This is a genomic window from Dietzia sp. SL131, assembly GCF_026672565.1.
Taxonomy (GTDB): domain Bacteria; phylum Actinomycetota; class Actinomycetes; order Mycobacteriales; family Mycobacteriaceae; genus Dietzia; species Dietzia kunjamensis.
Window position 1 is genome coordinate 3363918 of sequence record NZ_JAPPRI010000003.1, and the last position, 23706, is coordinate 3387623.

Genomic DNA, 23706 nt, shown 5'->3' on the forward strand with positions numbered 1-23706 from the left:
TTCCGTGGGTGCTGTTTGTCAGCCGTTCGTACGACAATGAGGTTGTCACATCAATCTTACGGCCGGGCCGTGAGACGGGCGGGAGGCCACCACGTGCGACTACTCATCGCGGACAGCGACGGCGGGTACCGCCAGCCCTCGGCCATTCTCGGACGGTTCGTCGACGACCTCGTTGAATGGACAGGCGCCCGGGAGGCCGTTCGGGTGCAGTGGCCGGCGCCCGGGTCGGGTCGGCTCCGGCGGTCGCACACCTGGGAATCGGCGTCCGCGGCCGGGGTGGCCGACCTCAACCGCCTCGTCCATCTCCACCCGTCCGACGACCTCGTGCTCATCGGGGCGTGCTGCGGCACCCGGGTGATCCACGACTGGATGGACGCCCACCCGGAGGATCTCGACCGGGTCGCCGCCGTGGGGTTGATCGCCGACCCGTTCCGGCCGCGCGACCGCTGGCTCGTCGGCACGCCCGATCCGGGCGGGCAGGGCGTGGCGGGACCGCGCCGCGGACCGATCCCCGAGCGCACCCACTGGGTGTCCGTGCCGGGCGATCCGCTGAGCGGCGTGCAACCGTCGAACCTGCTCCGCGGCGCCGTGAGGGACTCGGACCTGACGCCCGTACAGGTCTACGACGAGCTGATCGAGAACCTCCCCGACTCCCGCACCCGGGTCGCCCTGCGTCTGCACGTCGTGGAGCATCCCGGACTGTGGTCGCCCCATCTGCTCCGTCAGCTCGACGACGTCACCGACACCCTGCTGACCTATCGCGACGCGGGGTACGCCGCTCTGTACGAAGCCGACGTCGACGGTGCCTCCCCGCTGGCGCGGCTCGCGAGGGTCATCGCGGATCAGGTCGCGGCCGACCAGGCCGCCTGAGCGGTTCGGTACACCCAGGCGGTTCGGTACAGCTGGACGGTTCGGTACAGCCAGACGGTTCGGTACGGCTAGACGGTCGCCGGGACCGGACGGCGGCTCCGGAGCAACTCCTCGAACCGCGCGGCCGGGCCCGGAGTGGGTAGGCGACCCTCGTTCGCGTCGGCGAGCAGAGAGTTGACCGTCTCGCGCGCACACGTCTTGTTGGAGCCGATGAACCCGCGCGGACCCCGCTTGATCCACCCGACCACGTAGAGCCCGGGCACCTCGCGGCCGTCGGCGGCGTCGAGGACGCGGCCCTCGCGGCTGGGGATGGTCGCGGACGCGGGGTCGAACGGCACCCCGGGCACCGCCACGCCGCGGTAGCCCACCGAGCCCAGGACCAGGCCCGCCGCGAGGGTCTCCTCGGAGCCCGGGCGGGGCACGGCGCGCACCCGGCCGTCGGGGTCGGTGACCGGTTCCGTGCGCACGACCCGCAGGCCCTCGGTCCGCGCGGTGCCCACGACCTCCACGGGCGCGGTCGCGAAACGCAGGATGATCCGGCGACGAGGGGTCGTCTCCGCGGTCCCGCGGCTCGGCCGGTCGGCGATCCGGGCAAGGAGTTCCAGCTTCAGGCGGCCCTGTCTGGTGGTCGCGGCGTCCGGGTCGATGCCGTCGGGGGCGTCGACGCGCAGGTCGATGTCCTCACGTGCGTCGAGTCCGACCAGCTCGGGCAGGGTGAACGCCGCGTGCTCGGGGCCGCGACGGCCGAGAACCACGACCTCGCGGACCCGGCTTCCCCGCAGCGCCTCGAGGGAATGGCGGGCGATGGAGGTGCCCGCGAGCCGCTCCGGGTCGGTGGCCAGGATCCGGGCGACGTCCAGTGCCACGTTGCCGTTGCCGACGATCACCGCCCGCTCGTGATCCAGCGGGACGTCGGCGTCGGCGTGGTCGGGATGGTCGTTGTACCACCCGACGACCCGCGTGGCCGACGTGCTCCCCGGCAGGTCGACCCCCGGGATGTCCAGGGGGCGGTCCGTGCCGGCCCCGGTCGCGTACACCACCGCATGGTGGTGGGCCGCCAACTCCTCGGCGGTGATGTCCTCGCCGACGTGCACGCCGAGCCGGTAGCCGAACCCGGGCTGCTCCTCGATCGCGGTGAACAGGTCCGCGACCGCGCGGGTGCTGGTGTGGTCGGGCGCCACCCCGTGCCGGGCGAGCCCGTGGGGGACGGGGAGCCGATCGAACACCGTCACCTCCACGCCGGGCTGGCGGAGGAGGTCGTCGGCCGCGTACAGCGCGGCGGGGCCGGCTCCCACGACCGCGACCCGCAGGGTTGTCCGGGTGGGACCGAGGCGGACGATCGTGGGGACGCGGGCCTGGGGCCTTCTCGGCCGGTCGTCCCCGGTCAGTGCCTCGTTGATCCCGAGGAAGTCCTGCTGCTCGGGGGCCAGCGCGGTGTGCGGGACGATCGCCCCGACCGGGCACGCCCCCACGCACGCCCCGCAGTCCACGCAGGACACCGGGTCGATGTAGAGCATCTCGGCGGTGGCGAAGTCCGGCTCGTCGGGGGTCGGGTGGATGCAGTTGACCGGGCAGGCGTGGACGCATGAGGCGTCCGCGCAGCAGGCCTGTGTGACGACGTGGGGCATGTCGGCGGCCTAGTCGCGGAACGCCACGGGCGGCTCGCCGCGGTACCGGGAGGGGCGCCCGTCGATCTTCAGGGCCTTCCACACCCGCCGCGCGGCCGGGTTCATCAGGCCCGAGTCCTCGGCGAGCTTGCGGACGTCGCCGAAGAGGTCCGACAGGAACCGCTGCGACTCGGGGCTGTCCCAGTACAGCTCGCGGACGACCTCGTCCGGGATGTCGAACGTCTCGCGGAACTCCTTGGTGGGCTTGAGGATCGCGTCGCACAGCACCCGCATGATCACGGGGAAGGCCAGCGACACGAGGAACGACTCGTTGCGCGACATCCGCGGGGCGTTGCGGGCCACGTAGGTGTGCGCGAACGAGATGTGCCGGGCCTCCTCGGCCACGTGGATCTCCATGATCCGGGACAGGACCGGCGGCAGGGTGTCCGAGTTGCGCAGGACCTGCTTCTGGGTGTGGTCGATGGGTTCCTCACCGGCCAGGACGCCGATGAAGAACGCCACCGGGAACGGGCCCGCGGCGAGCGGGATGATCGGGGACAGCCGCCGGATCCACCGCGCCATGCCGGGCACGTCGGCGCCGATGCGGTTCACGCCCTGCTGGAACATCTGGGTGTGGTGGCATTCCTCGGTGGCCTCGTGGGTGAGGTACCGGAACTCCGCGGCGCCGTTCTGGCTCTTGAAGACGTACTGCATGATCCCGCGGATGAGGATGTTCTCGAACTGCAGGCCGACCTTCATGATGTTGGCCTGACGCCACAGGCCGATCGCGATCTGCTTCTCCCGGGGCAGCCCCAGGTACCACGGGTGGCCGCCGAGCGGGTCGATCCCGGCGGGCAGGATCCAGCGCTCGTCGGTGGGGTCCACCGCGAAGTCCGGGTCGTCCCACGGGATGTCCTTGAAGGCGTCGAAGCTGCGGTGGACCGAGGCGTGCGACAGGCGCCGGAGCGTGTCCTCGTACTCCTCGGTGGTGGCCGACGGGGAGGGGGCGACAGCGGTCATGGCTCATCCTTCCGGTTCCCGACTCGTGGATCGGGAGCGTGGACTGCAGATCGACGGTGACAGAGTGACATCCGCGATCTATTTGTACCTGACGCTAGACACGCAGAGGCGATTCGTCAACCATTCATGAGGTTCGGTTCAGATCTGCGCGGCGGGGATCCTCGCGGCGAGACTCTGCGCGGCGGGGCTCTGCACGGCGGTGCGGGTCAGCCCTCGGCGAGTCCACCGCCGAGCAGCGGGCCCAGGTGGGTGCGTGCGAACGCCCGGGAGACCTCGGGGTCGTCCAGATCGATGGCGGTCGACGGCGTGAGGACGAACGAGATGACGAGGCGAACCGTGAGCTCGGCCCCGACGAGCAGTTCCTCGTAGGGGCGGGAGTCGGGGACGGTCCGCGAGATCTCGGCGGCCAGGAAGTGTGCGGCGGCGGTGATGAGCGGCGCCCCCTGCACCGTGAAGTGCGGGACGGTCGCCTCCGGCTCGGTCTCCAGCAGGCGGTTGAGCAGGTCGTGGTCGCGGAGCGTCTCGACGGTGAACGCGAAGCCCTCGGTGAGCTTGTCCTCCACCGTGGCGTGGGCGTCGATCTCCCGCTGCAGGTCGGCGAGGAACCAGGCGGCTTCGCGCAGCAGCGTCGCCTCGACCAGTTCCTGCTTGGTGGCGAAGCGCCGGTACAGCGTCATCCGCGCCAGCCCGGCCCGCCGGGTGATGTCGTTCATCGTGCACCGGGCGATCCCCACGCTCTCGAACTGTGCGGACGCCGCGTCGAGGATCTGCTCCCGGATGGGGTCGTCCATCGAGGTGCCGTCCGGGAGGCTTCGCCCGGAACGCAACATCGCCAACGGGTCGGACGCGGGGGTGTCGCTCATGTGCGCGATTGTCCCACTCCGGGCGGGGTCGTGTGCCCGTGCCTGAACTCGCGTGCGGTCATCCCCCACCAGCGCCTCGCGTACTGGCTGAACGTCGTGGCGTCGCCGAGGGCCAGCGCCGAGGCGATCTGGGCCAGCGGGATCTCCGTCGTGGTGAGCAGGCGCACTGCGATGTCGCGGCGGACCTCGTCCCGCAGGGTCGCGAAACTCGTGCCCTCCCCGGCCAGCCCGCGTTGCAGCGTGCGTGGGGAGACCGAGAGCAATCTTGCGACCCGGGGCAGCGACGAGGTGCCGGTGTCGAGGGACTGGTGCAGGACCGCGCGCGTCCGTTCGGTCATGCTCCGCCGGTCCTCGGGGATGTGCTGATCCAGGTACCGCAGGGCGAGCTGCTGGACCGCCTCGTCGCCGCCGGAGATGGTGCGGCCCAAGAGGGCGGACGGTACGCGCAGTACCGCGGCCGGGGAGGACGGCGTGACCGGCGCGCCGAAGAGCGATTCGTACCGCGCGGCGTCGGTGTTGAGCGGGTTGGGCAGGTCGACGGACACCAGGCCGTAGTCCCCGCCGAGCACACTGCGCATGGCGCGGTGAAGGAAGAGCAGGACGAGATCCACCGTCTGCGGCGGGATGAGCTGCCCGGGGTCCCGGTAGCCGAACCGCACCCCCAGGATGTCGGCCTCGTCGCGCGGATCGGGCACCACGGTGATCTCGATCGAGCGGGAGTGGAAGAACAGGTACTTGGAGGTCACCTCGAGCGCCTGCGTGGTGGTCCGGGCGTTCTTCACGGCCACGGCGACCGGGCCGAGCATGTCGAGATCCTGGTGCCCGGCGACGCGCAGTCCCAGGTCGGGGCACCGGAGCTCCGCGGCAGCGGTCTCCAGCAGGAGGGCGATCGACAGGTCCTCCACCAGGATCTCGTCACTGTCGAGCGCGCCGGCGGGGAGCCCGGACCGGCGGGCCAGGTCGTCGGGGTCGCCGCCGAGTTCGGTGACCACCTGCCGGACCCCGCGCAGGCCGGCCGATCGGATGAACGCCATGGGACCACCCTGCGGCACTTGGCGCGATCGAGCAACTTATTGGCGCATTCCGGCAAGCCTGCGGTGCCGTCAGCGGATACCGTACCGGTCATGATCAATTCCACCGAGCGTCCGGACGGCCCGGGCGCAGCGCCCGGAGACCCGCTGGACCTGCTGATCGTCGGGGCGGGCCTGTCCGGCATCGACCTGGCCCACCACGTGCACGAGGCGTTCCCCGACTGGCGATGGGAGATGCACGACGCCCATGACGACCTGGGGGGCACGTGGCACACGTTCCGCTACCCCGGCATCCGCTCGGACTCGGACATGGCGACCTTCGGGTTCCCGTTCCGGCCCTGGCCACACGCCTCGACCCTCGGCAGCGGCGCGGAGATCAAGGAGTACCTCCGCGACACGGCCCGCGAGGCCGGCGCGCTGGACCGCCTGCACCTGCGCTCGTGGGTCGCCGACGCGGACTGGCGCAGTGATCACCAGCTCTACCGGATCACCTGCGTCACCGATGACGGCGAACGCATCGTGTGGGCGCGGCGCGTGCACTTCGGCTCCGGCTACTACTCGCACGCCGAGGGGTTCCGCCCCGAGTTCCCCGGCGAGGCGGATTTCCGCGGCGAGATCATCCACCCCCAGCAGTGGCCCGCTGACCTCGACTACACCGGCCGGAAGTTCGTGGTGATCGGGTCGGGCGCGACGGCCGTGACGCTGGTGCCGGCGCTCGCCGAGCTGGGCGCGGACGTGACCATGCTCCAGCGCACCCCCAGCTATGTCGGCCCGCTGCCGGAGAAGGACCTCATCAGCGCGGTGTGGCGCCGACTGCTGCCCGCTCCGTGGAGCTACCGGGCGGCGCGCCTCAACCACGGTGCGCGGGACACGGCCCAGTTCGTCATCGCACAGCGGCTGCCCTGGCTGTTCAAGGCGGGGCTGCGGCTCATGCAGAGGCGCTACATCTCGACCGAGCAGATCGACGAGCACTTCACCCCGCCGTACCGGCCGTGGGACCAGCGCGTATGCAAGGCTCCCGACGGCGACATCTTCCGTGCGATCCGGCGTGGTGGCGCACGGGTGGTGACCGGGCACATCGACCGGTTCACGCCCGCCGGGATCCGCCTGCGGTCGGGCGAGGAGATCGAGGCCGACGTCATCATCTCCGCGACCGGCCTGCGGCTCGAGGCGTTCGGCGGCGGCACGCTGAGTATCGACGGCGAGGCGCTGGACGTCCCGAGGTTGGCGACCTACCGCGGCATGATGCTGGCGGGCGTGCCCAACTTCAGCTTCACGGTCGGCTACATCAACTCGTCCTGGACACTGCGCGCGGATCTGGTCTCCCGGTACATGGTCAAGCTCTGGAAGGCGGGCGAGTCGGTGTACGCGCCGCGCCCTCCCGCCGGGCCCGCCGACCAGCTCCTGCTGGACTTCGACGCCGGGTACATCCAGCGTGACGGCCACAAGTTCCCCAAGCAGGGCACGACCCGCCCGTGGCGTTACGTCCAGAACTTCCTGGTGGAGATCCCCGAGCTGGCCTTCGGTGACCAGCGCCGCGAGATGGCGTTCGGGGACCGGGTGGAGCTCACCGACGCGCGCCGTGGGCGCGAGGCGGTCGGCGTCGGCCGCGACGGTGGGCAGGTCGAGGACGCACGGGATCACGAAGACGACTACGACGACGAGGTGGCCACCGCATGAGCCGATTTCTCCGACGGAAGAGTGCCGAACGGTCCGGGCGGGCGGTCGCCGACGGTGGTGGCAGGCGCGTGTTCATCACCGGTGCCGCGTCGGGGTTGGGGTTGGCGCTGGCCAGGGAGTACCTGGCACTCGGGGACGAGGTGATCCTCACGGACGTCCACGCGGAGCCCCCGCCCGCCGTGCAGGAGCTGGTGGGGCGGTGGACCTACCGCCGGGTCGACGTCACCTCGGATGACGACTGGCGGGCCGCCGCGGAGGAGATCGGGTCGCTGGACATCCTCGTCAACAACGCGGGGATCGCGATCGGCGGTGCGCTCGGCTCCACCTCGATGGAGGCGTGGCAGCGGATCGTGGACGTCAACCTGCTCGGGGTGGTGCGCGGATGCCGGGCGCTCGCCCCCAAGCTGGGTCGGGGTGGCCGCTTGGTCATCACCGCCTCCGCCGCCGGTCTGGTGCATGCACCCCAGATGGGCGCCTACAACGCGACCAAGGCCGCGGCGGTGGCGTTGGGGGAGACCCTGGACGCCGAGCTCCGGCCCCGCGGGGTGTCGACGTCGGTGATCTGCCCGCAGTTCTTCCGGTCCGGGTTGGCGGACTCCCTGTCAGGCGAGGACGCGCGGGCGGACGAGATGGCGCGCAAGCTGCTGTCGCGGACGCGGTTGACGTCGGAGACCATCGCGCGGCGGTCGGTGCGTGGCATCGAGGCCCGGCGCGTGGTGATCACGCCCGACGCCCTGGCGACGTTCTTCTGGTACTCCAAGCGCTTCACCCGCGTGCCCTTCCTGGGCTCGACGCGCCTCATCGGCAGGGCCGTGGCGCGCGGCCGCTGACCTGGCCCGGGTCCGCGTGTCAGTCGCGGGGGTAGACGAACCCGCGACGTACGTCGATCCCCACGGCCTCGCCCACCCGCGTCGGCACGGCGGTGCCCGTCGGCACGAGGACCCGCAGCTCGATGTCCTCGTGCCGACAGATGACGGTCCGACCGCTACGGCCGTACAGCGAGGTGACGAACTCCGCGCCGATCCGGTCGGGCCCGGCCCCGACCCCCGGACCGGCCCCGACCCCCGGCCCGAATTCTGATCCGGCCGCGGTCTCGACCCCGGCGCCGGGAGTGCTCAGGGCGAGCCCTGCCGGCAGGAGGGCGAGCGTCGCCGGGCCCGTCACGGACCCGGCCGGGCCGGTCAGCGCCTCGGGGCGGAGGGTCATCCCGCCGGAGTCGGACCGGAACCCGTCACCGGAGACGGTCCCGTCGACGAGTGTGGCATCGTGCAGGAAGCCCGCGACGAACGCACTGTTCGGCGCGGCGTCGAGCTGGTCGGGCACGTCGCACTGCACCAGCCGGCCCCGGTGGAGAACGGCCACCTCGTCCCCGATCGCCAGTGCCTCACCGCGATCGTGGGTGACGTGGACCATCGTGAGGTCGTGCTCGGCGGCCAGCCGGCGGAGCATGAGTCGGAGGGACGCGCGGAGGGGTTCGTCGAGTGCGGACAGGGCCTCGTCGAGGAGCAGCACCCCCGGCCGCGCGACGATCGCCCGGGCGAGCGAGACCCGCTGCCGCTGGCCGCCGGACAGGGTGTCGGGGCGACGACGGGCGAAGTCGCCCAGTTCGACGGTCTCGAGTGCCTCCGCGACGAGTCGACGCCGCCGGGCGGCCGGGACCTTCGCACGCCGCAGGGGGTAGGCGACGTTGTCCTCCACGCTGAGGTGCGGCCACACGGCGTGGTGCTGGAAGACCATACCGAGACCCCGTTCCTCGGGCGGGAGGTGGATGCCGTCACCGACCAGGGTCCTGTCGCCGACCCGGATCGTTCCCGCGGAGGGGCGTTCGAATCCGGCGATGGCGCGCAGGAAGGTGGACTTGCCGGACCCGGACGGCCCCACGAGCGCGAGGATCCGGCCGGAGTCCACCCGCACGTCTAGGTTGTCGAGGGCGACGGTCTCGCCGAAGCGGACGCCGACGCCGTGGGCGACGAGTTCAGGCACGGATACTCCTGGGTGCGGATTCGGACCCGGTGGCGGGTCGGCTGTAGCGGGCGCCGAAGGCGGCCAGGACCAGCAGGCCCACCACCATGAGGACCACGGACAGGGCGGAGGAGGCGTTGTAGTCCCCCGCCCGCTGGTACTGGAAGATCACCACGCCGAGGGTCTGGGTGCCGGGCGCGACGAGCAGGACCGAGAGCGTGAGTTCGCGGACCGCCGTCACCGCGACCATGATCATGCCGATCCCGACCGACGGCAACGCCAGGCGCACGCTGGTGTCGAGGCGGGAGCGCAGCGCCTTCGCCCCGCCGATCCGCGCGGCCTCCTCCATCGACGAGTGGATCCCCGCGAGCGGTCCGCGGACGGTCTGGACGACGATCGCCGTGAACGCCGTGACGTACGCGCCGAGGATGACCCAGCGGGTGTTGAACAGCCCGGTGTAGCGGCCGAGGATGAGCCACCCGGTGGCGATCACGAGGCCCGGCACGGCCTGCGGGAGCAGCACCGACAGGAGCATCGGCTCCCGGTCACGACCGGCCAACCGCGTGGTGAACAGCGCGACGAGCAGGCCGAGGACGCCACAGACCACGGCGGCGCCGAGGGCGAGCACCACGGAGTTGGTCACGCCGTCGATGGTGGTCGAGGCGGTGAGCGCGCGGCGGAAGTTGTCCAGGGTCGCGGTCTCGAGGGTGAGCGGGACCCCCGGGGCGGGCAGGAGCGCCCGGACGGCCAGCCCGACGAGCGGGGCGAGGGTCACCACGACGCTGACGACCCACGCGATCACCCCGAGCGGGACGCGCGCACGGCCGAGGGCCTGGGGGTCGGCGGGACGTCCGGTGCCGCCGAACTCCACGGACCCCTTGGTGACCTGCCGGTCCAGCAGCGTGCCCAGGACGCCGAGCAGGAGCAGCACCACCCCGATCTGGGAGACGGTCTGCAGCGGTGAGGCCACGGAACCCGACTCGAGGAACCGGTAGACCATGGTGGAGAGCGTCTCGTACCCGGCCGGGAGGCCGACGATGACGGGGATGCCGAAGTCGCCGATCCCGCTGACGAAGGTCAGGGTGAACGCCGCCGCCATGGCCGGGCGGATCAGCGGCAGCGTGATGTCGACCTGCGTCCGCGACGGCCGGGCACCGGAGAGGCGGCTCGCCTCCTCCAGTTCGGCGGGGATCCTGCGCAGCGCCGCGGCCACCACGAAGTAGGCCATCGGGTAGGCGTGCAGGGTGAGGAGGAAGACCACCCCGGGCCCGCCGTAGAAGTTCCACGGGGAGAACCCCAGCACCCGGTCCACCAGGCCACCGTCGGTGAGCAGGCCGCTCCACGCGATGGCGCCGATGAACGGCGGGATGAACAGCGGGGTGAGCAGCAACAGTCGGAGCGCGCCGCGACCGGGCAGGTCGGTGCGGTCGAGCAGAAACGCCATCAGCGTGCCGATGATGACCGCCCCGATCGCCGAGAGCAGTGAGCTGACGAGACTGTTGGCGGTGGCGCGGAGCAGGCCCTGCTCGATGAGTTCAGGGAGGTGGTTCGCCCCCAGCCCCAGGGAGATGACCAGGGCCAGGGGCACGACCATGACGCCCGCGAGGGACGCCCACAGTGCCAGCCGGAGGGGGAGCGTCACCTACCGGACGGCGGCGTTGAAGGCGGCCACGGCCTCGTCCTGGGAGGCGGCGATCGCCTCGAGGTCCTGGTCGAACAGCGTGATGCCGGTGAGCGCCGGGGCGCCCCCGGGGGTTCCGGCGTCGTCACGGACGGGCAGGTAGTTCTGCTCGACCGCGATCTGCTGGCCCTTCTGGGACACGATGAAGTCGAGGAAGAGCTTGGCGGCCTCGGGGTTCGGGGCGTCGGCGAAGACCGCGCCGGGCTGGGTGATGTAGGGGACGCCCTCGCTCGGGTAGCTCACGGCGATGGGCGAGCCCTGCGCGGCGAGATCGCGGACCAGGTAGTCCACCACGATGCCGACGGGCTTGGATCCCTCGGCGACGGCCTGGGAGACGGGGCCGTTCGACTCGGCGACCTGCGGGTTGTTGGCGCCGAGCCGGTTGATCCACTCCTCGCCGAGGTCGGGCTGCAGGCTCCACGCCGCTGCGTTGAAGGCGGCCGCACCGGAGACGTCCGGGTTGGGCAGGATGATCCGGTCGAGGTACTCCGGTTCGGCCAGCTCGGCCCAGGACGTGGGCGGGTCCGTGACGTCGCCGGTGTTGTAGGCGATCACGGTGGGGATGATGCGGGTGCCGACGTAGAACCCGTCCGGGTCGACGGCGACGTCCTCGATGGCGTCGGCCTCGCTCGGCTCGAACTCCTGGAAGAGGTCCTGGTCCTTGTACTGCTCGAACGTCGGGACGTCGGCGGCGAGCAGGATGTCGGCGGCCACCGCGCCGGTGCTCCGCTCCGCCTCGATGCGGGCCTTGAGGTCGCCGGTGCCCGCACGGAAGACCTTCACCTCGATGTCCGGCTGCTCCTCGTTGAACGCGGAGATGATCTCGTCGATCTTGGCCTGGGGTTCCGAGGTGTACAGGGTGACCTCCCCGGACGCGGCCGCGGAGTCGGACGTCTCGCCGGAGCCCGTGGTGGCGGGCTCGGAACAGCCCGCCAATCCGAGGGCGCCGGCCGCGAACACCGCGACCGACGCCAGAACCGCCCGGCGACCAACAGACCTCGACACAGCGACCACTCCCAATCTAGGACCTTCGAATCGATATTCCATCGTGGCACCCGCATCGGTCGGGCTAGGGCCATCGGGGTGAATCCACGGTGAATTCGGAGCGGACGACCGACCGGATGCGTTCCGCTGTCCCGGGGTGCACGGTGGGGTCATGAGTAATTCCACTGCCATCACCGTCGAGCGCGTGATCGACCACTCGGCGGCCGAGATCTTCGAGTTCCTCTCCAACCCGGAGAACCACGCCCGTCTCGACGGGTCGGGCTTCGTCCGGGGCGACTACAAGTCCGACCGCATCCAGCAGGTCGGCGACGTCTTCTCCATGGACATGGAGGGCGAGCACATGGGCGGTGAGTACCGCATGGACAACCACGTGACCGGATTCGGCAAGGACAAGATCCTGGCGTGGCAGCCCGCGCCCGCCGGTACCGACCCCAAGGGCTGGGAGTGGGTCTGGGAGCTCGAGGCGCAGGGCCCGGACTCCACGCTGGTGCGTCACACCTACGACTGGTCCAAGGTCACGGACAAGGACGTGCTCAAGAAGGTGTCGTTCCCGCTGGTGTCGGAGCAGCAGATGGAGGATTCGCTGTCCAACCTCGCCTCCGCCGTCTCCGGCTGAGCTCGGCCGTGACCGCCGGCCCGCGTCCGTAACAGCCGAAATCCACCTATCCGAGTGCGATCCACCGATGGGCCTCCGTCGGTGGATCGCACGTGGATGTGCCAATCGTGGCGGGTTGCTCCCGCCGCAGCCCCCGCCGCAGCGCGGGCTGCTCCTGCCTGTGCGCGAGGCCGGCCCCCCGCGCGCGCCGGCCCCGGCTAGTCGATCTTCCGTAGCGCCGAGCCCTTGTGCATGGCCAGGTGGCCGGTCTTGTCGCTCTCGATCTCGTACTGCGGTTCGTCCGTGCTGCAGCGCCGCATGCGCCCCTTGAACTCGACGTCCTCGGTGTGGATCTCGCGGATCACGCCGCGCACCATCCCGGCCTCGGAGTTCCACTCGACGTGGTCGCCCTTCAGGTAGTCACTCATGCGGCCAGTATGTGCGCCGGGCGGCGGGAGTGCACGGCCATCTCTCCCGCCAGCTCGAGCGGGCGAGCTCACACGGGCGAACTCACACGGGCGAACTCACACGGGCGACCTCACGCCGGCGCGGTCAGCGCGCGCAGCATCTCGTCCCAGTGGGCCAGCGGCAGCAGGTGCCCCTGGCCCTCGTAGACCGTCAGGTGGGCCGAGGCCAGATGCGCGGCGAGCCATCGCCCGTGGTCGGGTGGGGCGATCTCGTCGTCGTCGCCGTACCAGAGCAGCACCGGCGCGGCGATGTCCTCGACCCGGAAACCCCAGGGCCCCACAAACGCGACGTTGTCCCACGCGATCGCGTCGGCGCCCCGGTGCAGCGCCTCGCGGAAGTTGACGAACAGGGCGTGTCGGGCGTCGGGGTCCGCGACCACGGCCGGGTCGCTGGCCGCGAACATCCAGTCGACCCAGGGCGTCGCCTCGTCGTCGCGGACCGAGAGCATCGCGTCGAGGAAGTCGGAGTTGCCGGTGCGGAACACCTCCGCCGCCCGGGCCGGGTCGTCGGGCAGGTGCGACAGCGCGTCGAGGTCGTTCGGCGTGAGTGATTCCCGCGCGCCCGGCCTGCCCTCGTACGGCGCGAGACCACCGCAGACCCCGACCCGCAGCACCCGCCCGGGCAGCGCCGCGGCGGTGGCCAGCGCGAACGCCCCACCCCCCGACCACGCCGACACCGCGAACCGCCCGAGGCCCAGGGCGTCGGCGATCGCCTCTACATCACGTGTGACGCCGGCCAGGCTGATCGGCCCTGCGTCCGACCGGCCGTACCCGGGTCGGTCGAATCCGATCACGCGGACGCCGGCCCGTTCGGCGAGCCTAGCCCCGAAGGCCGCCTCGAGCCGTGATCCCGGCGTGCCGTGGAAGTGGATGAGCGGCGCCCCCGCGGGATCTCCGCACTCGTGCACGGCCACCGTGCGGCCGTCGATGTCCACCCGGTGTTCGGTCATGTCGACGAGCCTAGGGGTGCCTAAACATCCGGCGGGTCGACGACGACGAGGTGAGCCTTCTCACGCGACCGGTCCCGCCTGGCGTCCATCCTGCCGAACCGGTGCGGTGACCAGCAATGATCCGTGCCCGCTGCGCCCGGGTGTGCTGCTCGACCACGGCCCCGGACCCGCGGAGGGGGTTGCGGGGGCCCGCCGGTCGGTTCGTAAGGTCGGCCGCCACGACAAGAGGTCGACGCACGACACGAGACCCACAGGAGGTCACGGAGATGCAGAAGAAGCTCGTACGAACCCTGACCGGCGCGATCATGGCCGGCGGTATCGCCGCCGGGGGCGCGTCACTGGCCGCTCCGGCGGTGAACGCGGCCCCGCCGAGCGCGTGGGACCAGGTCGCGCAGTGTGAGTCCGGTGGCGACTGGCACATCAACACCGGCAACGGCTACTACGGCGGCCTGCAGTTCGCGGCCCAGACGTGGAGCGGCTACGGCGGCGGCGAGTTCGCCGCGACGGCCGACCAGGCCACGCGCGAGCAGCAGATCCAGATCGGCGAACGCGTGCTCGCGGGCCAGGGCCCGGGCGCGTGGCCGAACTGCGGCGGCCCGCTCGCCTGATCTGCGCGCGTCCGCTTGCCTGATCCGGGCGGACACGCACAGAGAGCACGCGACCGGCGCCGGGGTGATCCCCCGGCGCCGGTCGCCGTCTGTGCGAGGCCGCGAAGGGGCCCGGATGCCCCGGCGGGCGGGCCGCTATTCTCTTGAATGGTGACCACCGCCGAACGCTTCTATTCTCGCCTCGTCACCCGCGATGCCGACGCCGAGCGCGACCTCCCCGACGTCGTCCGCCGCGAGCTTCCGCGCAACGGGCTGAGGCTCGTGGCCGCCAACACGCTGCAGTCCTCGGGTGACCAGACGGTCAACGCATCGACCGTGCTGCCGTGGCTGTTCCACGTGCTCGGGGTGCCGGCGGCGCTGGTCGGCCTGCTGGTGCCGATCCGGGAGTCCGGGTCGATGCTGCCGCAGGCCTTCCTCACGCCGCTGGTGGTGCGGGTGCGCCGCCGCAAATGGGTGTTCGTCACGGGCGCGCTGGTGCAGGCGGCATCGGTGGCGGCAATGGCCGCGATCGCCGCCCTCGGGCACGGGACGGCGGCGGGCGTCGGCATCCTGGTCGCGCTCGTGGTGTTCTCGCTGGGCCGCTGCCTGTGTTCGATCGCGTCGAAGGACGTGCAGGGCCGCACCATCCCGTCGGGGGAGCGCGGCCAGATCATCGGGTTGGCCACGTCGGCGGCGGGGTTGGTCGCGATCACGCTCGGCCTGGCCATCCGGATCCTCGGCGGCGGCGACCTCGACAGCACCGAACTGGCGTTCCTGCTGGTGGCGGGCGCGGTGCTGTGGTTGCTCTCGGCGTCGACGTACTCCCGCGTGGTCGAGCCGGCCGGCGACGGGCGCGCCCGCCGGGGAGCGAAGGACCACGGCGCGACGGAGGATCACGGCGCGACGAAGGGCCACGGCGCGGCCACTGGCGGTGCGTCGGAGGAGTCGTCGACGTGGTTCGCGGACGCGGCGCGACTGTTCCGGGATGACGCCACGTTCCGCAAGTTCGTCACCGTCCGCGGCCTGCTGCTGGTGTCCTCGCTGAGCCCGCCGTTCATCGTGTCGATGTCGGTCGCCTCGGGCACCGGGGCCCTGGCCGGGTTGGGCGGGTTCATCCTCGCCTCGGGAGTGGCGTCACTCATCGGGGGGCGCGTCTTCGGGCGCCTGGCAGACCGGTCGAGCCGACTGCTCATGGCGGGCGCCGCCACGGCCGCGTCGGCGGTGGCGGTCGCGTTGGTGCTCGCGGTCTCGATCCCGGGCTTCGACGGCGGGTCGGCACTCGGGGCCACGGTCTTCGTCGGGGCCTACTTCCTGCTCACGCTGCTGCACTCCGGCGTCCGCGTCGGACGCAAGACCTACGTGGTGGACGTGGCCGAGGGTGACCTCCGGACGACCTACGTGGCAGTGGGCAACACGGCCATGGGGATCATCCTGCTGGTGGTGGGCGGGATCAGCTCGGCGCTCGCCGTCATCGGCGTGCAGTGGGCGCTGATCTTCCTCGCGGTGCTCGGGGTGATCGGCGCGGTGTCGGCGGTGACGATGCCCGAGGTCTCCCGCGGTGCGGCCCGCTAGATCTCAGACGTCCGGGTCGAATCCGCCGACGTCGTAGATCAGCTTCTGCACACCGTTGGGGTACGCCTCGCTCTCGACCAACTCCAGCTTCTGCCGGGGCTTGTCGGTCTCGCTCCACATGCGCTTGCCGGCGCCGAGCACGAACGGGAACACCAGCAGGTGATAGCGGTCGATGAGCCCGGCGTCGGAGAGGTTCCGGGCCAGCGTCGCCGACCCGTGCACGAGGATCGGCGCCGGTTCGGCCTCCTTCACCGCGGCCGCCTCGTCGAGCGTGCGCAGGATCGTCGTCGTCCCCCATCCCTCGACGAGGTCACCCTCGGCCAACGTCGTGGACACCACGTACTTGGGCATGGCGTTGTAGCGGGGGAACTCGTCGTCCATCTGCGGCCACACGGCGGAGAACGCCTGGTAACTGACGCGGCCGAGCATCATCGCGCCGGCCTCGTCTTGTTCGCGGGCCTTGATCGAGTAGACGTCCTCGTCGAAGTCGACGGCGAACGTCCAGCCGGTGTTGCGGTACCCGGGCTCGCCGCCGGGGGCCTCGACGACGCCGTCGAGGGAGACGAAGGCGGTGTAGATCAATCGGCTCACGGGCGGACTCCTCACGCGCGGGTCTGCCAGAGTACGCCCGCACGTGGGGCCTGAAAACGGTCACAATGGCGTCGAGGGCCGGCCGACCGGGGTCGGGACGACGACGAGGAGTGCCCATGCGCCACGACCAGACCACTCTCGCGGATTTCCGGGCGAGCCAGCTCGACGGGAGCGGGAAGGACTTGTCCGACTACGCCGGGCAGGTCGTCCTGGTGGTCAACACCGCGAGCAAGTGTGGGTTCACACCCCAGTACAAGGGACTGCAGAAGCTGTACGAGGAGTTCCGCGACGAGGGCTTCGTGGTGCTCGGGTTCCCGTGTGACCAGTTCGCGCACCAGGAGCCGGGCACCGACGAGGAGATCGGCGCGTTCTGCGAGCGCAACTTCGGCGTGGAGTTCCCGCTGTTCTCCAAGATCGAGGTCAACGGCTCGGATGCTCACCCGCTCTACGAGTGGCTCAAGTCCGAGAAGTCCGGGGTGCTGGGTGGGCGAATCAAATGGAACTTCACCAAGTTCCTCGTGGGTCGCGACGGCCACGTGATCGACAGGTTCGGACCCAACCGGAAGCCCGAGGACCTGCGCGAGGCGGTCGAGGCGGCACTGCGGGGGTAGCGACTCGCACGGCGTGAGTAACGATTTGAGCTGAGAACGGATCAAGCTTCGTAAGTCACTACTTACAACATATAGGGCTTCATGTCCTTCGGACTCCGCCGCGCCGCGGCTGCGACCGCCGGTGCACTCGCCGTCGCCCTGACCCTCGGGTCGGCCACTCCCGCTTTCGCCCAGACCGCCAGCATCGACCCCTCGACGCTCATCGACCCGTCGGCGCTCGGCCAGGAGGACTTCGAGGCGATCATCGACGCCGTCGGCTCCGTGCCGATCGGCTCGGCCGCAGGGATTCTCGGGTCGGTCGGCTCGGCCGACGTCCCACTCGGGGAAGGGTCCTCGGAAACCGTCGGCACGCCCACTCCGGTCGACACCTCGATCACCGAGACGGAGTTCCGCGGCATCGAGCGTTACCGCGCCGACGAGGCCGGAAACGATCAGGCGTACGAATACTGGACCATCGCCTCGAAGGCCATGCAGCGTGAGATCACCGTCGAGGTCGTCCCGTCACGCGGCACGGGTGACGCCCCGGTCCTGTACATGCTCGACGGAGTCGGGGCACCGATCAGAAGCACCGGCTGGGCTCATCAGGCGTACATCGCTGATCGGATGAAGGACGAGAACGTTCACGTGGTGAACCCGGCGGGTGCCTACGCCTCGTACTACACCGACTGGGAAGAGTTCGACCAGCGCCTGGGGACCTTCCTCACCGAGGAGCTGCCGGCGATCGTCGACGAGCGGCTCAACACGAACGGCAAGGCAGGCGTCGGCGGCATCTCCATGGGCGCTCAGGCGGCCATGCACCTGGCAGCTACACACCCCGATGTCTACGACGCCGTGATGTCGTTCAGTGGCTTCTACTCGACCATGGACGCCCTGGGGTACCAGACCGTGCGGCTCTCCGTTGAGACTCGCGGTGGAGACGTCGAGAACATGTGGGGCCCGCACCGTAGCGCGCGGTGGGCGGAAAACGACACCATCTCTCACCCGGAGGGTCTGCGCGGCAAGGCTGTGTACTTCTCGGCCGGAAACGCCGAGATCGGTCCCGATGACGTCAAGCAGTACGGTGCCAACTACCAGGACCTGATAATCGGGTTGGTGCTGGAGATGGGCGTGTACGAGAACTCGAAGGCCTTCGAGAAGGCACTCGATCGTGCCGGGATCGAGCACAAGGTGGACTTCGCCGACACCGGCCTGCACAACTGGCCGAACTTCCTCAAGAACTTCGAGTCCGGATGGGACTACATCAAGCCCGCCTTGTACGGCGGAGACGTCGAGCCCGGAACGGGCACCCCGGGTGCATCCGGCTCAGCCGGTTCCCTGGGGACCTCCGGATCCCTGGGCTCCTCCGGGTCCACCGGTTCCTGATCGACCTTCTCGAGAAGCGGTCCTGCGCTCCCACACCGGGGCGCGGGACCGCTTCTGTATCGCTCGGCCGCACCCACCTCGGCCACACTCACAATGAGGGGACCCCGATGAACACCCGCGTCCGTCGCCGCGCAACCGTCACCGCCACCGTCCTCGCGGCCATCCTGTCCCTGGGATTCTCCGCGCCCGCCTCCGCCCAGATCGGCGGCGATATCGACACCTCGTCCCTGGGACTCGAGGAGGTGGAGCTGATCGGGTCTGCGGCCGGTTCCCTTCCGCTGGGCTCGACACTCGGGTCGCTCGGGTCGGCCGGTTCCACCAACATCCCGCTCGGCGGCACCGGGTCATACGTGGAGCTTCCCAACCCGCCGCGACCGCGCGACGACTCGATCGACTCGGTCGAGCTCCGCGCCATCACCCAGCACGGAGAGTACGAGCACTGGCTCGTCACCTCCGCCGCCATGCAGCGCGAGATCGTGCTCAAGGTGCTCCCGTCCCGCGTGACGGACGAGGGTCCGGCGCCCGTGTTGTATCTCCTCGACGGGGTCGACTCGGTCGAAGGTAACTCGGGCTGGAAGCGGGCCGGAAACATGCCCGCGCGCATGGCCGAGGAGAACGTCCACCTGGTGACACCCACGGGAGGCCCCTCCTCGTACTGGTCCGACTGGCAGAGCGAGGACGAGGTCTTCGGCTACAACAAGTGGGAGACGTTCCTCACCGAGGAGCTGCCCGACCTCGTCGAGGCGGAACTGGCGACCCGGGGTACGAAGCACAACGGCAAGAACGGAATCGCCGGCGCGTCGATGGGTGCGCAGGCCGCAATGCACCTGGCGGCCACCTACCCGGAGCTGTACGACGGCGTCATGGCGCTCTCCGGCTACTACTCGACCACCGACGAGCTGGGCTACCAGTCGGTCCGTGGCTCGGTGGATGGGCGCGGCGGCGATTCCGCCAACATGTGGGGCCCGCGCGGAAGCGATCTGTGGAAGTACCACGACACGATCTCCCACCCGGAGGGTCTCGAGGGCACCGCGGTGTACTTCGCGACCGGGGGCACGGCGGTGTCCGAAGGGGATCTCCGGAACTACGGCGACGACTACTTCGACATGCTGCAGGGCCTGGTGCTGGAAAAGGGGGTCATCGAGGGGGCCAGGAGCTTCTCCCGCGAACTCGACCGCCACGGCATCGCGCATCGCGTGGACTACGGCGACGAGGGCCTCCACGGGTGGCAGACGTTCGTCGACTACATCACGCCCGGTTGGAACCACATCAAGCCTGCGCTGCAGAACTGAGCGACGGCGGGAATCCCCCGCGCACGCCCGTCGAGAAGACAGTTCGGCACACCCGCCTCTCGCGCGACGTGTGCGGAACTGTCTTTTCGATGGAGTCGACGGAGTCGATGTGGCGGCTGGTCAGGCCGCGGCCAGCCGAAGGCGGTCGAGGTGCCGGGCGATCGAGTCGAGCGCCCGGTCGAGCACCGGCGCCTCCGGCAGGCACACGATGCGGAAGTGGTCGGGTTCGGGCCAGTTGAAGCCGGTCCCGTGGGTGACCAGGACGTGCTCGGAGCGCAGGAGGTCCAGGGCGAACTGCTCGTCGCTGGAGATGCCGAACATCTCGCGGTCGAGGCGCGGGAAGCAGTACAGCGCGCCCCGCGGCGCCACGCAGCTCACGCCGGGGATGGCGTTGAGGCGCTCGGCGGTCCGGGCCAGCTGCCGCTCGAGTCGGCCGTCCGGGTCCACCACGTCGTGGCCCCACGGTGAGTCCTCGGCCAGGGCGACGGGGATCGCGTGCTGCGCGGGGACGCCGGGGCAGACCCGCATGTTGGACAACAGGGTCAGTCCCTCCAGTAGGTCGGTGGCGTCGGCGATCGGGCCGGTCGCGACCACCCAGCCGGCCCGGTAGCCGCACACCCTGTACGCCTTGGACAGCCCGCCGAAGGTCAGGCACAGTACGTCGTCGCCGGCCGCCCGCGCGGCGTGGTGGTGGCGGGCGTCGCCGAAGAGGACCTTCTCGTAGATCTCGTCGGACAGCAGGACGAGCCCGTGGCGGCGCGCGATGTCGGCCATCCCCCGGACGGTGTCCTCGCTGTACACCGCGCCCGTGGGGTTGTTGGGGTTGATCATCACCAGGGCGGTGGTGCGTGGGGTGACCCTGGATTCGATGTCCTCCAGCGACGGGTTCCAGCCGTCGGTCTCGTCGGCGAGGTAGTGCACGGGCACGCCTCCGGTGAGGTTCACGGCGCCCGTCCAGGTCGGGTAGTCGGGGGCGGGGACCAGGATCTCGTCGCCGGGGTCGACCATGGCCTGCAGGACCAGCGTGATGAGTTCGCTCACGCCGTTGCCGAGGAAGACGTTCTCGGTCGAGACGCCACCGATCCCGTGTCGGCGGTAGTAGTCCGCCACGGCCTCGCGGGCGGTGGGGATGCCGCGGGAGTCGGAGTAGGCCTGCCCGGCGGCGAGTCCCGCCGCCACCGCGTCGACGAGCTCCGGCCGGGCGGTGAGCCCGAAGGGGTGCATGTTGCCCAGGTTGAGCCGCAGGATGTCGTGCCCCTCGGCCTCGAGGCGCATCGCCTCGGTGAGGATCGGGCCACGCACGTCGTAGCGTACGTCGCGGAGTCGTCGGGACTGGCGGTAGGTCGTCATGGGACCCATCCCACCCCGAAAGTGGCGCCCCCGGGAGGTCCATTTTGCGCAGATGCGTGAGACCACTATGCGGTGTCGTGGCCTACGCTCACCCCATGGCCCGTACCGCACGCCCCGGATCCCTGGTGGTGGGGCAGGTGTCGGGGGCTGCGGAGCTGGCCGACGCGATCATCGACCTGGTCGCCGGCGGATCCGTGGCCGACGGCGACCGGCTGCCCTCCACGCGCGCGCTCGCCGAGCAGACCGGACTCTCCCGCGGGACCGTGGTTCGCGCGTTCGATGAACTGTCGGCGGCCGGCTTCGTCGTCTCCACCCAGGGGTCGGGGACCCGGGTCGTCGCCGGAGCCGGTCAGGCTGCACGGGCCGGGGCGCGGACGCGCGGAGTCAGCCGAACCTCGTCGTCGTCGCCACTCATGCGGCAGGGCGCCCGCACCTCGTCACCGGAGGTTCCGGCGGCGACCACTGCGTCACCCGCGCCCGCGCCCGCGCCCCCGGCGCCGGTCCCACCCGCACCGCGCCGCGGCCGGTCGCCGCGCGATCTCCGTCCCGGGATCCCCGATGCCTCCCTCGTCGACGATCGTGCCTGGCGCTCGGCGGTGCGCGCCGCCGCGGCGCAGGGTCTGGCGGGCCTGAACCCGTGGGAGGAACCGAGCCCGGCGTTGCGCGTCGCGGTGGCCGATCACCTCCGCCGGCATCGGGGGATCGCCGCGGGCGACCCCGTGCTGTTCGACAGCTCGCGGTCGGCGATCGCGGCCCTGTGCGCGGCGTTCGTCGCCGGGCAGCAGGGGCGGGCCGGGGGCGGGACCGTGCGGTTCCACACCGAGGACCCCGGGTACCGCGGTGCGGTGCTCATGGCCCGCGAGCAGGGCCTGGAGGTGCGGTTTCATCCGGCGGAGCCCGGCGGCCTCGACGCGGCGCGGCTGGGGTCGGAGGCGGCGATCGTCTTCACCACGCCCGCGCACCAGTTCCCGCTCGGCCACCGCATGAGTGTGGACCGCCGGGTCGCGCTCGTGGAGTGGGCGCGGCGGACGGGGTCGCTGGTGATCGAGGACGACTACGACGGCGAGTTCCGCTACGGCGTCGCCCCCCTGCCCGCGCTGGTCAGCCTCCCCGCGGCCACCGACCACGTCGCCTACGTGGGCACGTCGTCCAAATCCGTGGCCCCGGACCTGCGCGTGGCGTGGTGCCTGCCGCCGACGGCGATGCGCCGCGAGGTCGAGCGCTGGCTCGCGGTCCACCGCCGGGGTCCGTCCTCACTGCCGGCGGAGGCGCTGGCCGCGTTCATCACCTCGGGCGCGATGGACCGGCACCTGGCGCGGGCGGCCCGCGTGTACAGCGACCGCCGTTCGCGGCTGGTGGCGGCGCTGCGCCGGGAGCGCCCGGACCTCGAGGTCACGGGCGTGGAGGCGGGCCTGCACCTGTGCGTGGCGCTGCCCGGATATGACGACGACGAGGTGGTGCGCGCGCTCGAGCGGGCCGGGTGGCGCACGCGATCGCTCGGCGGGCAGGCTGCGCAGCACGCGGTGTCCGGCCTGGTGCTGAGCTATGCGCGGCTCTCCTCGCGCGACGCGGCCGACTTCGCGGTGGAGCTCCGACGGGTACTGGAGCGGCTCGGATCCGGATGATCTCCGTCCGCGGACGCCCGGCCGGTGCTCGAATCCTGACGGTAGTCAACTCATCGCATCGGAAAGCGGTACACACATGGGTCAGGAACAGCCACTGGCGGGCAAGGTCGCCTTCATCACCGGCGCGGCGAGGGGGCAGGGGCGCAGTCACGCCGTGGAACTCGCCCGGCGGGGGGCGCGGATCCTCGCGATGGACATCTGCGAGGACATCGACAGCGTCCCCTACGGGCTGGCAACCGCCGACGACCTGCAGCAGACGGTCGCCGAGGTCGAGGCGGTCGGCGGGGACATCGTCGCGGTGACGGGCGACGTGCGCGAGCCGGCGGACGTCGCGGCGGCGGTCGACGCCTGCCGGGAGCGGTTCGGCGTCCCGGACATCGTGGTGGCCAACGCGGGGATCAACTCCCAGCGCGGCGAGGAGCCGGATGCCCAGCAGGCGTTCGTGGACACCATCATGGTGAACCTCGTGGGGGTGTGGAACACGGTCCACGCGATCGCGCCTCTGATGATCGAGCGCGGCGAGGGCGGGTCGATCGTCCTCATCTCGTCGACCAACGGCTTGTCCGGGCGGGGAGGCGACGGGTCGGGCGCGGTCACGGGGTACACCGCCAGCAAGCACGGGGTGGTGGGGCTCATGCGCAGCTTCATGATCTGGCTCGCGCCGCACAACATCCGCATCAACACGATCCACCCGGTCGGCGTCCTGACGGCGATGGTGGCGCACGACGAGATGGCCAGGTGGTTCGCGAACAACCCCGAGGGCCACACGATGGGCAACGCCCTGCCCGTGCCGATGCTCGAGCCCATCGACATCTCGCGGGCGGTTCTCTACCTGGTGGAGGAGTCCGGCCGCCACGTCACCGGGGTGACGATGCCCGTCGACGCGGGGTTCACCGCGAAGTAGCCGGCCGGCCGGCGGTGGGGAGACCGGCGGCCGGAGGAGCGGATGCGGGGGGACGTGACCGGTCTTACAGTGAGCGCCAGC

The 23706-nt window shown here is 71.0% G+C and carries 22 protein-coding genes; 11 read left to right on the forward strand and 11 right to left on the reverse strand.

The window, feature by feature from the left end; translation table 11 throughout:
* The first annotated feature begins 93 nt into the window (after nucleotides 1-93).
* Nucleotides 94-870, forward strand: coding sequence for a hypothetical protein (locus OVA21_RS16755; protein ID WP_268092903.1), 777 nt, complete (start codon nucleotides 94-96; stop codon nucleotides 868-870).
* Nucleotides 871-938: 68 nt separating this feature from the next.
* Here the strand turns inward: OVA21_RS16755 and OVA21_RS16760 are convergent, their stop codons facing one another.
* From OVA21_RS16760 to OVA21_RS16775, 4 genes are all read right to left on the reverse strand, one after another.
* A complete protein-coding gene (locus OVA21_RS16760; protein ID WP_096906507.1) occupies nucleotides 939-2498 on the reverse strand; it encodes an FAD-dependent oxidoreductase in 1560 nt (519 codons plus the stop codon).
* A 9-nt stretch (nucleotides 2499-2507) separates the two neighbouring features.
* On the reverse strand, nucleotides 2508-3497 hold the full coding sequence (locus OVA21_RS16765) for an AurF N-oxygenase family protein (RefSeq protein ID WP_069389843.1): 990 nt from the start codon (nucleotides 3495-3497) through the stop codon (nucleotides 2508-2510).
* A 206-nt stretch (nucleotides 3498-3703) separates the two neighbouring features.
* Nucleotides 3704-4360, reverse strand: a complete 657-nt coding sequence (locus OVA21_RS16770; protein ID WP_163376899.1) for a TetR/AcrR family transcriptional regulator — start codon at nucleotides 4358-4360, stop codon at nucleotides 3704-3706.
* Nucleotides 4357-5394: an AraC family transcriptional regulator gene (locus OVA21_RS16775; RefSeq protein WP_067713037.1), complete on the reverse strand. Its 1038-nt coding sequence runs from the start codon at nucleotides 5392-5394 to the stop codon at nucleotides 4357-4359. The genes OVA21_RS16770 and OVA21_RS16775 overlap by 4 nt, the downstream gene beginning before the upstream one ends.
* Nucleotides 5395-5484: 90 nt before the next feature.
* Between OVA21_RS16775 and OVA21_RS16780 the strand changes: the two genes are divergently transcribed.
* Both OVA21_RS16780 and OVA21_RS16785 read left to right on the forward strand, forming a co-directional pair.
* The gene (locus tag OVA21_RS16780; protein WP_268092905.1) at nucleotides 5485-7071 is read left to right on the forward strand and encodes a flavin-containing monooxygenase; all 1587 of its coding nucleotides are present in this window, start codon (nucleotides 5485-5487) and stop codon (nucleotides 7069-7071) included.
* Nucleotides 7068-7901, forward strand: coding sequence for an SDR family NAD(P)-dependent oxidoreductase (locus tag OVA21_RS16785; protein ID WP_268092906.1), 834 nt, complete (start codon nucleotides 7068-7070; stop codon nucleotides 7899-7901). The genes OVA21_RS16780 and OVA21_RS16785 overlap by 4 nt, the downstream gene beginning before the upstream one ends.
* A gap of 19 nt (nucleotides 7902-7920) precedes the next feature.
* Here OVA21_RS16785 and OVA21_RS16790 read toward each other — a convergent pair whose 3' ends face one another.
* From OVA21_RS16790 to OVA21_RS16800, 3 genes are read right to left on the reverse strand one after another with little or no spacing between them, the layout of a single operon-like run.
* Nucleotides 7921-9054, reverse strand: coding sequence for an ABC transporter ATP-binding protein (locus tag OVA21_RS16790; protein ID WP_096906508.1), 1134 nt, complete (start codon nucleotides 9052-9054; stop codon nucleotides 7921-7923).
* On the reverse strand, nucleotides 9047-10627 hold the full coding sequence (locus OVA21_RS16795) for an ABC transporter permease (protein ID WP_163376935.1): 1581 nt from the start codon (nucleotides 10625-10627) through the stop codon (nucleotides 9047-9049). The genes OVA21_RS16790 and OVA21_RS16795 overlap by 8 nt, the downstream gene beginning before the upstream one ends.
* Nucleotides 10628-10675: 48 nt before the next feature.
* Nucleotides 10676-11719 carry an ABC transporter substrate-binding protein gene (locus tag OVA21_RS16800; RefSeq protein WP_268092907.1) on the reverse strand — a complete coding sequence of 348 codons (1044 nt, stop codon included), beginning with the start codon at nucleotides 11717-11719 and terminating at the stop codon, nucleotides 10676-10678.
* Between the two features lie 151 nt (nucleotides 11720-11870).
* Here OVA21_RS16800 and OVA21_RS16805 point away from each other — a divergent pair, with 151 nt between their 5' ends.
* Complete coding sequence (locus OVA21_RS16805; protein WP_069389847.1) at nucleotides 11871-12335, forward strand: SRPBCC family protein; 465 nt, start codon at nucleotides 11871-11873, stop codon at nucleotides 12333-12335.
* Between the two features lie 197 nt (nucleotides 12336-12532).
* Here the strand turns inward: OVA21_RS16805 and OVA21_RS16810 are convergent, their stop codons facing one another.
* Both OVA21_RS16810 and OVA21_RS16815 read right to left on the reverse strand, forming a co-directional pair.
* On the reverse strand, nucleotides 12533-12742 hold the full coding sequence (locus OVA21_RS16810) for a DUF2945 domain-containing protein (RefSeq protein WP_132063866.1): 210 nt from the start codon (nucleotides 12740-12742) through the stop codon (nucleotides 12533-12535).
* A gap of 110 nt (nucleotides 12743-12852) precedes the next feature.
* Nucleotides 12853-13731: an alpha/beta fold hydrolase gene (locus tag OVA21_RS16815; RefSeq protein ID WP_132063865.1), complete on the reverse strand. Its 879-nt coding sequence runs from the start codon at nucleotides 13729-13731 to the stop codon at nucleotides 12853-12855.
* 266 nt (nucleotides 13732-13997) lie between these two features.
* Between OVA21_RS16815 and OVA21_RS16820 the strand changes: the two genes are divergently transcribed.
* Entirely contained in the window at nucleotides 13998-14339 is a 342-nt protein-coding gene (locus OVA21_RS16820; RefSeq protein WP_326493474.1) for a transglycosylase family protein, read from the forward strand.
* A gap of 150 nt (nucleotides 14340-14489) precedes the next feature.
* Nucleotides 14490-15890, forward strand: a complete 1401-nt coding sequence (locus tag OVA21_RS16825; protein WP_442778962.1) for an MFS transporter — start codon at nucleotides 14490-14492, stop codon at nucleotides 15888-15890.
* A gap of 3 nt (nucleotides 15891-15893) precedes the next feature.
* On the opposite strand, the gene OVA21_RS16830 is transcribed toward OVA21_RS16825, so the two are convergent.
* Nucleotides 15894-16481 (reverse strand): dihydrofolate reductase family protein, encoded by a 588-nt coding sequence (locus OVA21_RS16830; protein ID WP_268092909.1) that lies wholly within the window; start codon nucleotides 16479-16481, stop codon nucleotides 15894-15896.
* A gap of 116 nt (nucleotides 16482-16597) precedes the next feature.
* Between OVA21_RS16830 and OVA21_RS16835 the strand changes: the two genes are divergently transcribed.
* The 3 genes from OVA21_RS16835 (at nucleotide 16598) to OVA21_RS16845 (ending at nucleotide 19746) form a co-directional block, all read left to right on the forward strand.
* Nucleotides 16598-17092: a glutathione peroxidase gene (locus OVA21_RS16835; RefSeq protein WP_268092910.1), complete on the forward strand. Its 495-nt coding sequence runs from the start codon at nucleotides 16598-16600 to the stop codon at nucleotides 17090-17092.
* A gap of 81 nt (nucleotides 17093-17173) precedes the next feature.
* On the forward strand, nucleotides 17174-18454 hold the full coding sequence (locus OVA21_RS16840) for an alpha/beta hydrolase (protein ID WP_268092911.1): 1281 nt from the start codon (nucleotides 17174-17176) through the stop codon (nucleotides 18452-18454).
* A 107-nt stretch (nucleotides 18455-18561) separates the two neighbouring features.
* On the forward strand, nucleotides 18562-19746 hold the full coding sequence (locus tag OVA21_RS16845; RefSeq protein WP_268092912.1) for an alpha/beta hydrolase: 1185 nt from the start codon (nucleotides 18562-18564) through the stop codon (nucleotides 19744-19746).
* A gap of 120 nt (nucleotides 19747-19866) precedes the next feature.
* Here the strand turns inward: OVA21_RS16845 and OVA21_RS16850 are convergent, their stop codons facing one another.
* Nucleotides 19867-21096 carry an aminotransferase class I/II-fold pyridoxal phosphate-dependent enzyme gene (locus OVA21_RS16850; protein WP_268092913.1) on the reverse strand — a complete coding sequence of 410 codons (1230 nt, stop codon included), beginning with the start codon at nucleotides 21094-21096 and terminating at the stop codon, nucleotides 19867-19869.
* Between the two features lie 95 nt (nucleotides 21097-21191).
* On the opposite strand from OVA21_RS16850, the gene OVA21_RS16855 reads away from it, so the two are divergent.
* Together OVA21_RS16855 and OVA21_RS16860 are read left to right on the forward strand one after the other, a co-directional pair.
* Nucleotides 21192-22721 (forward strand): aminotransferase-like domain-containing protein, encoded by a 1530-nt coding sequence (locus tag OVA21_RS16855; RefSeq protein WP_268092914.1) that lies wholly within the window; start codon nucleotides 21192-21194, stop codon nucleotides 22719-22721.
* A 76-nt stretch (nucleotides 22722-22797) separates the two neighbouring features.
* The gene (locus OVA21_RS16860; protein WP_182634352.1) at nucleotides 22798-23625 is read left to right on the forward strand and encodes a mycofactocin-coupled SDR family oxidoreductase; all 828 of its coding nucleotides are present in this window, start codon (nucleotides 22798-22800) and stop codon (nucleotides 23623-23625) included.
* Nucleotides 23626-23706: the final 81 nt, after the last annotated feature.

Bases quoted from the DNA above. Each gene is read 5' to 3' on its own strand.
- OVA21_RS16760 (WP_096906507.1), bottom strand. From the start codon at position 2,498: ATGCCCCACGTCGTCACACAGGCCTGCTGCGCGGACGCCTCATGCGTC.
- OVA21_RS16765 (WP_069389843.1), bottom strand. From the start codon at position 3,497: ATGACCGCTGTCGCCCCCTCCCCGTCGGCCACCACCGAGGAGTACGAG.
- OVA21_RS16770 (WP_163376899.1), bottom strand. From the start codon at position 4,360: ATGAGCGACACCCCCGCGTCCGACCCGTTGGCGATGTTGCGTTCCGGG.
- OVA21_RS16775 (WP_067713037.1), bottom strand. From the start codon at position 5,394: ATGGCGTTCATCCGATCGGCCGGCCTGCGCGGGGTCCGGCAGGTGGTC.
- OVA21_RS16780 (WP_268092905.1), top strand. From the start codon at position 5,485: ATGATCAATTCCACCGAGCGTCCGGACGGCCCGGGCGCAGCGCCCGGA.
- OVA21_RS16785 (WP_268092906.1), top strand. From the start codon at position 7,068: ATGAGCCGATTTCTCCGACGGAAGAGTGCCGAACGGTCCGGGCGGGCG.
- OVA21_RS16795 (WP_163376935.1), bottom strand. From the start codon at position 10,627: ATGGTCGTGCCCCTGGCCCTGGTCATCTCCCTGGGGCTGGGGGCGAAC.
- OVA21_RS16805 (WP_069389847.1), top strand. From the start codon at position 11,871: ATGAGTAATTCCACTGCCATCACCGTCGAGCGCGTGATCGACCACTCG.
- OVA21_RS16810 (WP_132063866.1), bottom strand. From the start codon at position 12,742: ATGAGTGACTACCTGAAGGGCGACCACGTCGAGTGGAACTCCGAGGCC.
- OVA21_RS16815 (WP_132063865.1), bottom strand. From the start codon at position 13,731: ATGACCGAACACCGGGTGGACATCGACGGCCGCACGGTGGCCGTGCAC.
- OVA21_RS16820 (WP_326493474.1), top strand. From the start codon at position 13,998: ATGCAGAAGAAGCTCGTACGAACCCTGACCGGCGCGATCATGGCCGGC.
- OVA21_RS16835 (WP_268092910.1), top strand. From the start codon at position 16,598: ATGCGCCACGACCAGACCACTCTCGCGGATTTCCGGGCGAGCCAGCTC.
- OVA21_RS16840 (WP_268092911.1), top strand. From the start codon at position 17,174: ATGTCCTTCGGACTCCGCCGCGCCGCGGCTGCGACCGCCGGTGCACTC.
- OVA21_RS16845 (WP_268092912.1), top strand. From the start codon at position 18,562: ATGAACACCCGCGTCCGTCGCCGCGCAACCGTCACCGCCACCGTCCTC.
- OVA21_RS16850 (WP_268092913.1), bottom strand. From the start codon at position 21,096: ATGACGACCTACCGCCAGTCCCGACGACTCCGCGACGTACGCTACGAC.
- OVA21_RS16855 (WP_268092914.1), top strand. From the start codon at position 21,192: ATGGCCCGTACCGCACGCCCCGGATCCCTGGTGGTGGGGCAGGTGTCG.
- OVA21_RS16860 (WP_182634352.1), top strand. From the start codon at position 22,798: ATGGGTCAGGAACAGCCACTGGCGGGCAAGGTCGCCTTCATCACCGGC.